Raw genomic sequence first — 15706 nt, 5'->3', positions numbered from 1 at the left:
AAATGGGGAGGCTTCTTCTGGGGGCCTTCTCCTATAGCACAAACAATGCGTTATCGTATTTTCAGAGATTTGATAGTTTTTACATCGGCCATTGTTATTTGTTGCATAGCTCCCTGGGAATCGGCAGGAATAAAGGAAGATTATTATCTATTTTTAAAAAAGATGGCATTTGTTCTATTGGTATTGTCCGTCATCCCAATCCTTATCGATATGATAATCGATATCAAAAAAAATATATTAAACATAGCGTCATTAAGTATAGCAATAGGTATAACAGGATTGGCATTTTTTGTCTTGTTTTTCAACTTTTAATTCTATAGGTAAGGACCGCAAGGACAATCCCTCCTTCCCTTTTAAAACCGAAGGTAAACAGGTTACAGAAATACCTGATTTAAAATGCATTACAAAGGATGATATCCATGCCGGTTATGCGGCACAAAAACTTTGGGATTGGATTTGGGACTAATATTTGATATATTCATCATGAAAAAAACAGGCAAAACTATCGGAGGTAGTTTTAACTTATTTATATTACTATGTTTTACTTTACTAATACTGATAAAACAAATCGTCGATAAATATGATCAATTCTATCTTGATTTTTGAAAAACACGATGTAGTATTGTTTTTGTCACTACTATAAGTTCGATATGCATAGTATTCGTTTAAAGGCATTTACATTTATTATAAAAAAGAATAAGAAATAGTATTGCTTTTACAGGTGTTTGTTATTCATCAGCAGGACGTGAAATTGTAGCGTTACTTGATCATTGGGAAATTTGGTAATTTAATTGTTATGAAAAAGAAAATAAAAACATTTTTTATTCTTTGGGCTATATTCAGCGTCGGCCTTTTTGGGGGAGAATGGTTGTTAGATATCGTTTTTCATAGCAAGAGAGACATTCTGAAAATTGAGATTATGGAATCTGTCATCATTGGCTTTCTTGTCGCTTCATTTTGGATAATTGGAAGTAAATCCTTGCATAAATAAGATGCAGAATATGTCTTTTTTCCTGATCATAAAATAACAATTATGAAAAATATTGTTTTTTTTATTCTTTTTCTTTCCTCCGGTTTGTTCATGTCTTGCAGATCCGTCATATATGCTGTATTTTTACAAGGCAGAACGGTTGTAGACAACGCGACATTAATGGTTAATCATACGGAAGGAAGGGAAGTGATTCTGATCCCGATGATGCATACAGGCCGGCAGGCTTACTACCAGAAAGTAAAAAATTACCTGGATACACTTAGGCACAGAGGATATGTCGTATATTACGAAGGAATAGGAACTGTAACCCCAGGATGCTTCCGGACAGTTTACGACCGAAATACGACACCATACAACGTAAATTCAGAAGAGTAACCAGTATGCATCTGACAGGTTATGACCGCAAGGACAATCCCTCTCTCCCTTTTAAAACCAAGGGTAAACAGGTTACAGAAACACCGGAGTTAAAAGGCATTACAAAGGAGGATATCCACGCCGATCTGTTTATCGCCGAACTGATAAAAAGATATGAAGCGGCAAAGGGGAAAATCGTATTAACAGAGTATGATTTTCAGACCGGCCTACTGGAAAAATACAAACTCAGCCGACAGGAAAAGGAACAATACAACTCATTTTTTATGTTACAAGAACTTCGAAACGAATATGTGAGTGAATTATACCGTACTTACCGACATCCCAAAGTCGCTATTGTTTATGGAGCAGGTCATTTTTGGTTTCTGTATGCAAAAATCAGAGATATGGGATTTGAAGAAGTAAAGAAAAAGATATAAAAACCCAAAATCACTGATTCTCCTTTCCTGAAAAGAATAAAAAAATCGCACAGAGAAGCGTCTCAATACCCCTCTGTGCGATAAACAGGATTCGAACATTACGCCGAATATGGGTAACAAATCCCCATACGGCGTTTTCCGTATTACTTTTTCCGTCCTTTAGAAGTCGCTTTTTTTGTAACTTCCTTGGTCCCGACGGTAGATTGTAACGAAGACAAATACTGTACGACAGCATATTTGGCTGCAGCTATCGTCTCGCGGTTCACCTTCTGGATCACACTGCCGCGGGCAACGTCTTCCGTCGTAATATATCCCTCCATCAATAACAACTGCACAATCATATTGTTGATATTGGTCTCCTCACTATATCCTTCCGCTATATACAACTGATCCACTTTTTCGGCAAATTCACAGGCAAAATCACCGTAATTCGGCAAACTCATCAATTCTTCGAACGTTTCGCTGAAGCTGCTCAATTCGATATTCAGATTCGGATTTACCAGCAACGGACTGAACTCTTTCTTCGGATCGACAGGAACAAAATTCACCAAATTACTCATATCTACTTTTCGGGTAATATCGTCCATCCGCCGGTAATCGGCTTTCCGCATATTTTCCAACTGATAGATAAAGAAATTATAACGCCATAATTCGGAACTGTTCATTTCCCCATGGAAAATAGGACGGTATTTTTCATTCAACAAGCGTTTTACCTTAATTTTGCCCTCATTGATTTCAGGACGTGTCACCCGTACCTCCTGAATCATCCGTTTCAGTTCCATAGCTGCTTTTTGCGGTCCGGTAATTTCCCGGCCTTTTTTACCGATTTCGGTAGAAAGTACCCCGCATTGAATATTCCGGGCCTTACCTTCCCCGTCTGCGCCCCCACGCATCACCCGTATCAGATTCATAACCGTTTCCAATTGTCCTTCCTCGGCAATAAACGGTTGTCCTCCCGGTGTACTGGCCAGAGAGTCAAAAATGGCACTGAACATTTTCCGGTCAACCGGCATTTCCCGGATCTCTCCGTCTCCATACGAAACCTCTGCCGGAAAACGGTTCTGGATCATATCGAACGCTACCGAACGTATGGTGTAACATACCCCGTTCCGTTCAAACTGCTTACCGATAAAAATCAGATTCACAACTTCCGTAATATCTATCTTATCCAGTAATTTATAAGAAGAAGCCAGATAATACTGCTTATTGCTATCGTCAAAAGCCCAATCCAGAATATCATCCAGATAATTACCGTGGCGGGCCATGACAGTGACAATATTCTTATCCGCCGTATAGCGTTTCAGCGTACGCTGGAAATTCGGTCCGTCCTGGCTGGTCGCTTTCTCTTTCCGTTCCCCGTGGGCATCGATATACAGTACAAAAGTCTCCGGATTATCTACCCGTGTAATACCGGCTTCATCCTTAGAATAATTACTGGCACTCAGCATGATATCGATTTTATAGGGCATCGTGATGTCGCACATCCCGCTCACCGTGCTCCGGGAATTCAGGTCTTCGACATTACTGTCGGCACTGCTCTCGAACAGGTATTTGTAATATTTGATATAATCCGGGTCAAAATCCGTTGTCCGTGAGAAATCCCCGACTTCGGTTCCTATCCCGTACAAATTTCCTTCTGCATCCTGAAATTCATGGAACATATCACCGGCAATCAATTTCACCGAGCGTACTCCCTGTAAATTGTTCCGCAACCATTTCAATATAAAGGCAGCTATCATTTCCGATTTACCGACACCGCTGTCACCGTTGATTTCCACGACAAAAATACTACCGTCGTTCTCTTCAACAGCAAACAACGACCCGTGGCGCGGATTGCCGCCGATCTCTTTCATTTTCTCATTGATCACTGTCAGTCGCGGCTTCTTCACATCCCCGAAATAATCCACTTTTTGTTTCAATGGGGTAACGATCGTTTTGATGTTCCCGTTCGGTCCCTTGATATCAAAATAACCGATTTGCGGGAAAGAAATCAGTTTTTCCGGGGCACCCAGAAAACTGATCACATCCGGCACAAAATGACGTATATCTTTCAGACTGATATCCTCCGTATAATTCAACCGGTAATTATCTGTCAGGTATTTCATATACCCTTTCTGAAAAATCACCAGCTCTTTCACCATACCGTGTTTTACCACCTTACACCGGTAATCGTCCGAATCCATATTAGCGATAAAACGGGCCAAACGATCAGTAAAAAACGAAGAATCAGGACGTAAATCAAGCAACTTCAAATAATCGTTCGGTCCGGCTTCCTCCGTAAAATCCTTTTCCCTGGTCTCTGCCCGGTCTATCTTATGGAAAGGATACTCCCTTTTCTTGGCATCCGTGACGATACGGGTGTGTTCCTGTACCGGCTGTTCCGAAGAAATAACCCCGCATTTCTGCATCAATTCATTGATCCAACGAATTCGTCCGTCGTCATAGCTTTCCAGCACTTTATTTTCCATTTCGAACCCTTTGTAAATAGAGATACCGTGTTGTACCATCTCGTTCACGCTGGAGTTCTGTTTTCTGAAAGCCGTTTCTACCAAACGTACCATGATATGCGTATAGCGTTTGTAATAATCCGTTCCTTTGGTGCGCTTGATCATGCTGATATAAAACAACACCACCCGACGGCTGACCCGGTGAATCTCACTTTCAGCCACCTTGATGTCTTTCTTCCGCATAATATAATCGTTGATCTCATTCAATTGCGAAGGCATGATCTCGTTGATAAATTCCTCCCGGAACATCCGAAGCTCATTGTCATCACAGTTTTCGATCTTTTCACTGAAATATTTCAATTTCCCGATCACCAGATCGTAAAACGAATCGTCATTACGTAACAAATAAAGATACAATATCTTATCGGTCACTCCCAAGCTGGTATCATTGATCCCGGAAGAAATGGCATCCATGATATAACCGATCGTTTTCTGGGATAACAATGTCTCTTTAAACTCCGGCAATTCCCGTAATTTCCCGATAAACTCATCCACCCAGATATTCAGGTTCAGGTCTTTCAGCTTAATTCCGATCACCTCCTCAAAAGTTTCTCCGGCAACCTTGATAATTTCACTCCGGCTCGGTTCGAGACTTTCTTTCTCAAACGGCAAATTGAAATGAAGCAATATTTCCCGGATGTATTTTTTGAGAATCACATTGATACCTTCCAGTTTTGACTTATCGAGCTCCGGATTTCCGGTAGCATCGATAGCCAGAATCTTCACTTTACTGTCGGAAAAAAGAATATGCTCCATCTCGATCAAAATCTCCCGCATGATATTCTTTTCCATCGGATCGTCGAGTACATTGTGATTCGGCTGAAAAGTCCGTTTATTTGTAATGTATTTCAAAATAACGGCCTTGCTGTATTTCGAACTGACCGTATTAAAATCCAGATCGGCGATATCCGGCACTTTCTTATAAATCTGTGCCAACAAATTCTCGTATACTTTCGAAAAAGCAGCACTCCGGATAAATTCGAGCACATCCCGGCAGGAACCGATCTTATCACCATGCAATTCGATAACCGAATTCACCGAGCGGTCAATAGTCGTAATCGTAACCCCGCTTTTTTCCGGCGAAGCGTGATACAATGTCCGGATATCCCGGATCTGTAAAGAAGGCGCCTTGTCTTTCTCCGACTTACCGGACAACGGATAATCGGCAATGATCGCCTCTATTAATTCCTTATCTTTTTTATAACTAAAAATTTCGCCTAAAATTGTGTGACTTTCTATCTCTTTATAGACCGGATTTTCCCGTTTGGCTGCAAACATCAGCCAATATTTCAGGAAAATGGTAAAACCGTCCTCCAGCTCATTTTTAAATACCTTGATATTTTTTTCATTATCCGACAAAAATCCCCCCAAGGCAAAACGCACCACTCCCGTTGAATAGGGTACTGCTGCAATTCCTCTGTTCTGAGCCAGGTATTGACAAAAACAAAGCAAATCGGCATACGAAAAATGTCCGTCTACCCGGAAATTAAACAGATACGAACCGTCGGACGGCAAATAAGTTATTCCGCATTCCGGATATTTGGCCAAAGCCCGTTCTGCAGCCTCTTTCGCCCACTTCATCCGTTCCAGCGACTCTGTCCGGAAATTTTTATTCACCCGGAACCGGTTCAGATTTTTTACCAGCTTATTCTGGTAATATACAAAGAAAGGTTCGTTCTTGTATTTAAAGTCATCCGGCAAAGACAAAATATCCAGCTTATCCAGAGATACCAATTCGTCCAATAAAAACAAATACAACGGGCTCCCCTCGAAACCGGCCGTCTTATGCAATTGCCGGTTAGCCCGGCTATTGGCATTCGCCTGTTCGGTACGCCCGATCTGGTCGTTAATGAATTTCACCAAGCTTTCCTTGATCTTATAACGGGAAGCGTTTTTCGGCAGCTCACTTTCCATCGTATCCTTGATTTTCTTCGCCACTTGAGCCACTTCCAGCAAATTGTTCAACATCAGCAACGAATTATTATTTCCATGCGAACTGGAATTGTGCTGACGCACAAAAGCCGCCACAGCATGTGCCTGCGGAGTAACCGCCAGTGCCCCCAAACGATCCCCTGTTGCCGATAAATTTTTGGTAGTCGACAAAGAAGAAACAGCCCGGATATTCCCCTGGGCATTGATATTATTAATAATATAACGGGAAATCGTCCGCCATTTCGGCATGTTGCTGTCCGTCACCTTCACACTATCCGCATAAGCTTCATCCAGAAACAAAGTGATCTTAGACGTATTCATCAAACGCAGAAATCCATTTAAAGCTTCCGTATTAAAATCCGTATAACCGGTCGGATTATTCGGATCGTTGATCAGAATCGTCGTATTCTCACAGAACAAATCCCACAAACTGCCGCTATCGTCGAACAAAGCCAACGTTGATTTAATGCGGAGCAACTTATCTGTCAAGCGCTCATACGCCAAACGGCCGTCTTCCAGGTTTTCAATCTCAATATCAAACGGATTGATATCGAAGGTATCTTCCGGCAATAAATCCTTATATTCCCAGGCCTGAATAGCATTGTAAATGATATAAGGTTTCGGACGTCCGTTCGGATTGAATAACAGATCCCGGATAATCATCTGCACGGAATCAGATACCGATGTTTGTTCCAGATTCCCTAAAGCCGATAAGAAATTCTTTACAATATCCTGCTGACCGGAAGTCAATGCCCGGTACTTGTCCCGGATACCCAGATCGATTAAAAAATTATCGAAACGCCCCTTATTATTCGATTCATTATCTACTTTCGTAATATAAGCCTGGTATTTTTCAAGAAACAGATTGATCCCGAAATTTTTATGAAAATGATTTTTCAGAGTACGTTCATAATTGCTGGGAATAATATCCAAAATCAAACGACAGGCTTCCACCACCTTTTCGTTCAGCGTATGAAAAGGTTTTTGCAACAGATACTGTCCGTAGGTACGAATCTGATTTCGTCCTCCTCCTTCCAGTACACTCAAAACTTCGATATTGGCATTATCGGAATAGAAATACTGACGAATCCGGTTTTCGAATTCTTCGATCAATTCCTTCGTCTGAATCTGACGTTTTTCTTCCCGGTGACAATTCTCCAGAAAATAAATAAAATCCCGCAGTTTTTCCAAAGAATACTTATCCTGAACAATCTTACGGGAAAACATATCCAGTTTAAATACATTCAGACGTTTCAACGGATCCCCGCCTCTACCGACCTGCTCCGTCAATATCCGATCGATCTCCTTCTCATATTCTTTGATCTGCACCTCGATTTTTTCCCGGAACTCCGTCAAGTACAACGGATTTACATTTTCCAGAATCAAACGCAGATTCAATTGTGTATTTGCCGGAGAACCTAATTTCTTCGTATGTACCTTATTTAAAGTATTGATTATACCGTTATGAAAGCAAAATACCAACGAAGTATTGGAACTGCGCGATTCCTTGGAGTCGTCTACAATCACCAAACGGGTCAGCAAAGGAAACCATTTCTCTCCCGAATACAAATTTACACGCATGTGTTTCACTTTTACCACAAAAATAGAAGTCGTATCCACACACATCTGTTCGTATAAATCTTCTGCCGACGGATTTTCCAACACCTGTACACTGGCCTTGTTGAATACGTCTCCCCGGATCAGACTGACAGCCTTATCCGCATTTCCGGAAACGACGGTCCGGATCATTCCGTTCAATCCCTTAAAATTCACCGTCCACCGGGTACGATTCAGAAAATCGGCTACTTCGGCTTTTGTCGTATAATGAGTACTCTGGCTGATCATCTGCTCCAAAGTATCCATCAGATAATTCCAGTGCCCTTCATTCAAATCCCCCGTAACCCCGATCACATCCCGGTATTTCCGCAACTCACTGACCTGACCGCCCAACTGCATCTGCGAAATAAAATCGATATGACTGCTCTTTACCGGAGGCGTACCTACAGAAAAATCATGCGTATCTTTTATGTTCCGAAGCCACACCTTATATTCCGGAGAAACCGCTTCCGTATCCAGGAAACCGCTCAACTTCTTCGTAAACTCGGCACGACGCCCACTCAGTTCAAAAGCCTTCGAACTGGCATGCGGACAAAGCATCAAAGAAACATCCGTATATCCCGGTATATCCTCCCGGAATTTTAATAGATAACGATTGATCTCCGCTTGCTGTGCTGCCGGATCATCCGGCTCCTCAAAACAAAGCTTGACAAAACTGGTCAGATTGTCATAAATATGACGCGGCAGAAAAATTTCCGCCCGTTCTCCGAGCGATTCATAAAGATTCAATAGCTGTTGAGCTTCACTGCTCAAAAATGCCCTGGGTTCTCCTTTGATGTACATACTCTATTGTTACAGGTTTCAAGTCACTATATAAAAAAAGCTCGCCTTTCAGCGAGCTTCCTGATTCAAATGTATCTTTCCGGTGATGTAAAAGAAGCCCGCAACGTAGTTCTACGTTTCATAAATCGATCTGCCAGCTTCATATTTCTGATCACCATAAATCCGAAATTTCATAATTACAGAATTCATCTTACGGTATTACAATGAATTCCAGGGACAATATTAAATATTAATTATCGGAAAAGAAAGCAATTAAGACATAAACGGGAAATCAATCCACGAAAACGTTTGTATTTTGTGTTTTTTATATACCGAAAATGAAATTCTCCAATTATACATGAACAATCATTCAATATTTATCCAAATCATATTAGTTAATCGACTTAAAAACCAAAAGAAAATACCGGAGACAAATAGACTCAAATCACTGTATTTAAATACATTAAAAAAACAATATTACCGGGATTCAGATTAAAAATATGATTTTTAACCATCAGAGCGGTTTAAACTTTATATAGAACAATCGTTCAAATATTTATAGAAAAATAGCATTCCATTCAATGGAATAATCCCTACAATTTACACCACAAAATAAGCCTGTCAAAAATGCTTTTGACAGGCTCTGCAACCAATTTTCAGATTCATTTGATTTACGATTTACGATTACGATTCCTCTTTTTGCAGGGAAAAGTCGTGTGTATCATCTAAAATCGTAAATCTAAAAATTAAAACTCCTTTTAAAAAGTATATCCGACAGAAACGGCAAAATTCCGATTTTTAATTTTCGTATCGTCCCACGAATCTTTATCGGCAATATTCGTCAATCCGAGATCATATTTTACACCGACATAAATGGCATTGAAACTGACACCGGTACCGAAACTCAATCCGAAGTCAAAACGTTTTAACCCAGCTTCATCCTCTCCGGTACCGAAAGCATCTTCTTTTTCATCACCCTCTTCTCCTTCATATTTAAATTTTCCTCCGATTCCGTAAGCCAGATACGGTCCGGCATTTACATGCCATTTGATATTATCGGACAAAGAAAAGCGATAAGAAGCCAGGATCGGCAACTCCAGATAGCTCAGATTTACTTTCGTTTTGTAGCTATCGTCTTCTTTATTTTCAAATTTCACACCTTTATTACCGTAATACAAACCGGGCTGAATATAAAAGTTTTCAGTCAGACCCCAATCCAAAAAAGCTCCGATGTGAAAACCGACTTTGGTTTTCTGATCGAAATCTCCATCCTTCATAACATCTTTCAAATCTTTACCGGCTGTCGTTAAATTTAATCCGGCTTTTACACCCCATTTGATTTCCTGGGCTTTCACGCCCACAACAAGTGCAGCAATTAAAACTGCCGATACAATCATTCTTTTCATATTCATTCTTTTTGTGCCCCAAAAGAGCTGATTAATACTAAAAACAAACCGGGAAGAGCAACCAAATCAAATAACACGTAAAAACGATCATTTTTATAGGGGACACCTTTTTCCAAAAAAAGAAAGAATAAAAAAAGTTAACAAATTGAATAAAAACTAATTGCATTTTTCTATCTTTGTCACAAAATCGGTGTGTGTTTATCTTAATTAAATGATCGTTTTTATCAATACACAATCATCTTATTATCAAACAAATATCCAAAAATACATGTAAAACAACCGATTTTATATCATAACAAAAAATCCCGTTTTTGAAATTAACAGCCAAATCTATGGGAGAAATTTATGTGTACGACACAAGGTACGTCCGGATAAAAAGATCTGTGTAGACCCGGATTATAAACTCAATTTGAAATTAAAATTCTTCCGCCGGCACTATGGTTGTAACCCTGCTCAATCGCAACCTCCACTAAGCCATAAGTTTTAATGTAGATTTACAATTCTTTTAGGGTTGGCTTGCGGGCTCAACCTAAAATCATAAATCATAAATCGTAAATCTTTTAGGGTCGGCCTGTGCGTTTAATCGTAAATCTAAAATCGTAAATCTAAAATTCTTTTAGGTCGGCCTGTGAATTTAATCGTAAATCTAAAATCATAAATCGTAAATCTATATTTTACACCTATCCTTTTATCCTGTCCTTTTTTTTATTATTATTGCATAAGATAGACTGAACCTCGATATATCCCCGTAAACCGGGACCTGTATTCAGATGAAACTATCCAAGTTAAAAACCAGTCATATCCTTTCAAAATGGAAAAAATAATTGTTACGATCGGCCGGCAATTCGGGAGCGGAGGTCGGGAAATCGGGAAAAAATTAGCAGAAAAACTGAATATCTCATATTACGACAAAGAGTTATTACAATTGGCAGCCAAAGAAAGCGGTTTGTGTTCCGAACTTTTCGAAAAAGCCGACGAAAAAACATCAGGCGGCTTTTTGCAAGCCCTTGCGATGGGTTTTTCCATGAACGGAGCCATATATCAACCCAACGACTATTTCACGGATGCGACTTTATTTCAGGTACAATCGGACGTTATCCGTAAATTAGCCACAGAAAAATCCTGTATCATTGTCGGGCGGTGTGCCGATTATATTTTACAGGATGAAAAAAACTGTACGAACGTTTTTATACATTCCAACATGCAGGATAGAGCCGAACGGGTAAAAAAATCTTTAAACCTTCCGGAAAAAGAAGCTTTGGAACTCATTCGTAAAACAGATAAAAACCGCTCCAGCTATTACAATTATTATACAGACAAAACCTGGGGAGCAGCCTCATCCTATCATCTAAGCATCGATTCGTCGATACTGGGGACGGATAAAACAACAGAGCTTATCGAGTTCTTTATCCGCCAGAGAATAAAATAACCAGTCGGACAATACATGCATAACGGGAAAAAATGTTCAGTGCTTCTGCTTATTGCTTTTATAATAGCAATAGGAATGGTCCGTTTCTTCCCCGCCGCAGGAGAGTTTTATGCCCGTCATATCTATCCGGGTATTACTACTGTCCTATCTGCCTTTTCTTCTGTTTTTCCATTTTCAGTCGGAGACTTATTCATCCTGTCAGCTTCTCTGTTCTTACTCATTTATTTTCTCCGCATTCTTATCCGGAAAAAGAGCCGGAAGGAAAGAATTTTCAATTTATTGCTGATACTGGGTTGGATTTACGTATGGTTCTATCTGGCCTGGGGTTTGAACTATTTCCGGGAAAATTTTTATGCACGCACGGGTATAACTCCGGTTTCTTATACCGAAGAAGAATTCCGCCACTTTTTAACCGATTACGTAGAAAAATTAAACAACAGCTACACCGTAACCCATTCTCCGGATTCCCTCCCGGTAGCTGAAGAAATACAAAAAGGATATGCCCGTCTTGAAAAAGAATTCGGTCTGATTCACCCACCGGCCCATTTAAAAGCCAAAACCATGCTAATCAGCCCGCTATTATCTAAAGTTGGTGTTACCGGTTATATGGGACCTTTCTTCTGTGAATTCAATTTAAACCGGGAATTACGGCCGGAAGAATACCCCGGTGTATTTGCTCATGAAACAGCCCACCGATTAGGTATCTCGAGTGAAGCCGAAGCAAATTTCTACGCCTGGTTGATATGCAACCGGTCTGAATCAGCGGCCATACGTTATAGCGGTAACTTTATACTTTTGGGGTATGTGCTTCAAAATGCCAACCGTTTGCTTTCCGAAGACGAATTCAAACAATTCACCACCTCCATCCGTCCTGAAATTATCGGGCAATACAAAGCCTATTTAAAATACTGGCGCAATAAATACAGTCCGGGCATCGGAAAAATTCAAAACTATATTTACAACCTGTTTCTGAAAAGCAATCAGATAGCTTCCGGGACAAAAAATTATTCGGAAGTAATCGGGATCATTATTTCCTGGGAGAAAGCATCCGGACACGCTGCAAATTAAAGTACGCCTTCATTTTTAGATTACAGTTAAAACTTCAAATTGCAAAAGTGTTCCGCCAGACTCTGCATATCCGGAAAAAGTAAATTCGCGCCGGCCCTCCGCAACTGCTCGTCAGGAATCGGTCCCGTATTGACGGCAACCGTAAAAATTCCCGCAGCCACACCGGCTCTTACCCCCAAAGGTGCATTCTCAACGACCATTGCCTCGAAAGGCTTTACTCCGGCTTTTTCCAAACCTTTCAAATAAGGCTCCGGATCAGGCTTACCGCGTTGCACATCAAAAGCCGTCACCATACGTTCCGGCGCAAATACACCGGGATACACCCGGTTTAACCGATCCAATAAGGAACGCTGACCGGAACCTGTCACCAATACCGGAATCAATCCTCTCCTTACAACTTCCGTTAACATCTCTTTTGCTCCGGGCATCGGTTCGGCTTCTCCCAGCTCGTTAAAGCGGCGGCTTTTCTCGCCATAAATATACTCAACCTCATGATCGGTTGCATCTCTTCCATAAGTCCGTTGATAGATATGATCGATTGTCCCCTTACCTGTCGCTCCTTCATACTGATAAAACTCCTCCCGCACACAGGGAATTCCCATCCCGGAAATCGTCTCATACCATGCCAGCGTATGATTCTTCATCGAATCGAAAAGTACGCCGTCCATATCAAAAAGTACCGCTTTCAACGCCGCATGCTCAACGTGGCAGCGACCTAAAAAACGCATATATGCTGATTCTATATCATACATTATTTTATCCGATTATATTCGACATATAAAGTGTAAATCGCTTGACAAAGGAATTCGTCATCGGATTTACTTAATCTAAAATCGTAAATCATAAATCGTAAATCTTTTAGGGCCAGCCTGTGCGTTTAATCGTAAATCTAAAATCATAAATCTAAAATCTTTTAAGGCCGCGCTGTGGGCCCAATCTAAAATCTAAAATCGTAAATCTAAAATTTATATATATTGTTTCATTCCGGCAAAAGGATTAAAATCATCCGAATAATTAAAACGTGTAACATTGGTCAGATCCTGACCAGACAGCCACTCCAACACCCCGACCTGCAATCCCGAACAATCAACAATCGAGGGTACCAAATGATCTTCGTAGCAACGAACAACCATATCCGTCTGTATCTCATAATTCCGGAAAGAAGAAGAAACCGCTATAGAGTAACTCTCTTCCCCGGTCTGTATCTTCAACATACGCTCGTCAAAATCCATAAAAACAACTCCATTTTCAAACCTCACCTCACAATAGCGTTTCCGGAAAAGATCATTTATAAATTTTCCGACCAGTAATGTAAAACAATAGCCGTTCGTCTTCCCCTTACAACCTATAAATGTTTCGGTTTTTATATCTTCATATACGCCTAAACTCCATTTCACATCCGTCCATACAGCCTCTTCTCCCGATATAATCCGATTAATCAATGCAGGGTGGATAAATGTCTCGAATAATTGCCCACCCGTTGCCGAATCGTTCGCCCAGTCCCGGGCATCCTTACCTTCCACCAAAAATATCCCGACGTCCTTGATCTTCCCCAATCGCTCCCTGATTTCAGCCAACATCTTTTTATTCAATAATTCCGGAAAGGTCAGGTATTTCTCATAAAAAGACAACGGATTGAAAAAATAAGTCAAAGGCAGTGCTTTCTCCTGCACATAATAACTCAATGAAAAGATTTTATTCCAAATAGAAGGAATAGCCATTAACTTTTTCAACAAGGGAATCTCATATTTTACAGAAGTCAAAGGCTTCTCCAGCACGATAAACATATTATCGTTCATAAAACTTTCCAAATACGGAAGATGCTTATACGAAGGTGTTGCTATCCACAAAATTTCAGAATCCCGGGCCGTCGCAGCAATCTCAAAATCATCCTCAAACAATCTCAAGCCCGATTTTACGGTCGTAAAGAAATCAGGATTTACCGGAGTATTTTTTTTGTGAAAAATAACGATATCCCGATAAGGACAAAGCCTCTGAAGTGCCGGATAAAGCCGTTTACAGACAACATCTCCGGCGCCGATAATCGTCATAAAATGGCTTCTCTTTTCGGTCTTGACTGATTCCGACGGTAAGGTCGATATCACCACACTGATAATAATCGCAATATAAAGCACACTCAGAATCGTTACATAAAAAGGAAAATCTGCAGACGGGAAATTACCGGCCAAAGCCTGAAGAGTTATATTGAGATCGGCATTTTCTATTAAGGATATGGCTTTGGCTTGTGAAAAAAATACAACCGGAATCAGTACAAAATACTCCATCTGATGGCATATCGAATATTTTTCTTCATAAAATCTCCGGAATACATTATAATACAACAACCAAACCGACGATTCGATCAAATAATAAAACAAAATATACTTATTCCGAAAAACAAAAAAAATCCCTAAAGCAAAAAAGATAAAATAAAGTTCAACCAGCAACACCGGGATATTTATTCTTTTACTCCCTTTATCCAAAGAAAACTGCTTGATACAAAAAGCAATTTTCCGATAAATATATTTGATGATCTGCAATAAAGAAAACAAACGTATGATCCATAAAAGATGGAAAAGAGTAAATGACAATACCGACACCGAATCTTTCCAAACCCAGGCGTTTTTACTGGGAAAAGTCGATATCCCGCTGATTATTTTTTTTAAAGACATAATTATTTCCTTTGAGACAACAGACAATTAGGGGCCTCCAATAACTTTAACATAATGGCAGCACATGCTTCTGCATCGGCCAAAGCATGGTGATGCCTTGTCAGATCATAGCCGCAATAAGCCGAAACCGTGTGTAATTGATAGTTTTCCAATCCTTTAAACGACTTACGTGCCAAACGGTAAGTACAATAAAAAGGATAACCGGGATAAACCATTTCATATAAAGCATGAACCGCCTTTAAACACCCTTCATCGAACACACTGTTGTGAGCCACCAGGGGAAGTCCCTTAATCATAGGCAGAATTTCCCGCCACACGGTCGGGAATGCCGGAGCTTCCTCCGTATCTTCCCTTGTCAGGCCGTGAACTGCCGTATTTCGCCGCGAATAAAAATTAGGAGCCGGATGTATTAAACTATAATACTTGTCTTCGATGTTTCCCTCCTTTACAACGACCACCCCTACAGAGCATACACTCGTAGATTGCCAGTTGGCCGTCTCAAAATCAATTGCAGCAAATTCATTCATAACC

Annotated in this window: 11 protein-coding genes; 6 read left to right on the top strand and 5 right to left on the bottom strand. The window is 40.4% G+C overall.

The window, feature by feature from the left end; genetic code table 11:
* The 4 genes from DD657_RS11205 to DD657_RS11190 form a co-directional block, all read left to right on the top strand.
* Positions 1 to 312 (top strand): hypothetical protein (locus DD657_RS11205; protein WP_287049913.1); only part of this gene is annotated, 312 nt, incomplete at its 5' end.
* A gap of 484 nt (positions 313 to 796) precedes the next feature.
* Positions 797 to 991: a hypothetical protein gene (locus DD657_RS11200; protein WP_287049911.1), complete on the top strand. Its 195-nt coding sequence runs from the start codon at positions 797 to 799 to the stop codon at positions 989 to 991.
* Between the two features lie 42 nt (positions 992 to 1033).
* Positions 1034 to 1366 (top strand): hypothetical protein, encoded by a 333-nt coding sequence (locus DD657_RS11195; RefSeq protein WP_287049909.1) that lies wholly within the window; start codon positions 1034 to 1036, stop codon positions 1364 to 1366.
* Positions 1306 to 1782, top strand: a complete 477-nt coding sequence (locus DD657_RS11190) for a hypothetical protein (protein ID WP_287049907.1) — start codon at positions 1306 to 1308, stop codon at positions 1780 to 1782. Before DD657_RS11195 ends, DD657_RS11190 begins: the two co-directional genes overlap by 61 nt.
* 143 nt (positions 1783 to 1925) lie before the next feature.
* On the opposite strand, the gene DD657_RS11185 is transcribed toward DD657_RS11190, so the two are convergent.
* On the bottom strand, positions 1926 to 8621 hold the full coding sequence (locus DD657_RS11185) for an aminotransferase class I/II-fold pyridoxal phosphate-dependent enzyme (protein ID WP_287049905.1): 6696 nt from the start codon (positions 8619 to 8621) through the stop codon (positions 1926 to 1928).
* Positions 8622 to 9358: 737 nt separating this feature from the next.
* On the bottom strand, positions 9359 to 10006 hold the full coding sequence (locus tag DD657_RS11180) for a porin family protein (protein ID WP_193617567.1): 648 nt from the start codon (positions 10004 to 10006) through the stop codon (positions 9359 to 9361).
* Between the two features lie 811 nt (positions 10007 to 10817).
* On the opposite strand from DD657_RS11180, the gene DD657_RS11175 reads away from it, so the two are divergent.
* Both DD657_RS11175 and DD657_RS11170 read left to right on the top strand, forming a co-directional pair.
* Positions 10818 to 11435, top strand: a complete 618-nt coding sequence (locus DD657_RS11175; RefSeq protein WP_068691663.1) for a cytidylate kinase-like family protein — start codon at positions 10818 to 10820, stop codon at positions 11433 to 11435.
* 75 nt (positions 11436 to 11510) lie between these two features.
* Complete coding sequence (locus tag DD657_RS11170) at positions 11511 to 12503, top strand: DUF3810 domain-containing protein (RefSeq protein WP_287049902.1); 993 nt, start codon at positions 11511 to 11513, stop codon at positions 12501 to 12503.
* 26 nt (positions 12504 to 12529) lie between these two features.
* Here DD657_RS11170 and DD657_RS11165 read toward each other — a convergent pair whose 3' ends face one another.
* The 3 genes from DD657_RS11165 to DD657_RS11155 form a co-directional block, all read right to left on the bottom strand.
* Positions 12530 to 13231, bottom strand: a complete 702-nt coding sequence (locus DD657_RS11165; RefSeq protein ID WP_287049899.1) for an inorganic diphosphatase — start codon at positions 13229 to 13231, stop codon at positions 12530 to 12532.
* Positions 13232 to 13468: 237 nt separating this feature from the next.
* The gene (locus DD657_RS11160; protein ID WP_021989145.1) at positions 13469 to 15175 is read right to left on the bottom strand and encodes a hypothetical protein; all 1707 of its coding nucleotides are present in this window, start codon (positions 15173 to 15175) and stop codon (positions 13469 to 13471) included.
* A 2-nt stretch (positions 15176 to 15177) separates the two neighbouring features.
* Complete coding sequence (locus tag DD657_RS11155; protein WP_021989146.1) at positions 15178 to 15702, bottom strand: exonuclease domain-containing protein; 525 nt, start codon at positions 15700 to 15702, stop codon at positions 15178 to 15180.
* Positions 15703 to 15706 lie beyond the last annotated feature (4 nt).

The sequence above is a fragment of the Culturomica sp. genome, from assembly GCF_003524185.1.
Taxonomy (GTDB): domain Bacteria; phylum Bacteroidota; class Bacteroidia; order Bacteroidales; family Marinifilaceae; genus Culturomica; species Culturomica massiliensis.
This window is presented reverse-complemented; position numbering and strand designations above follow the sequence as displayed.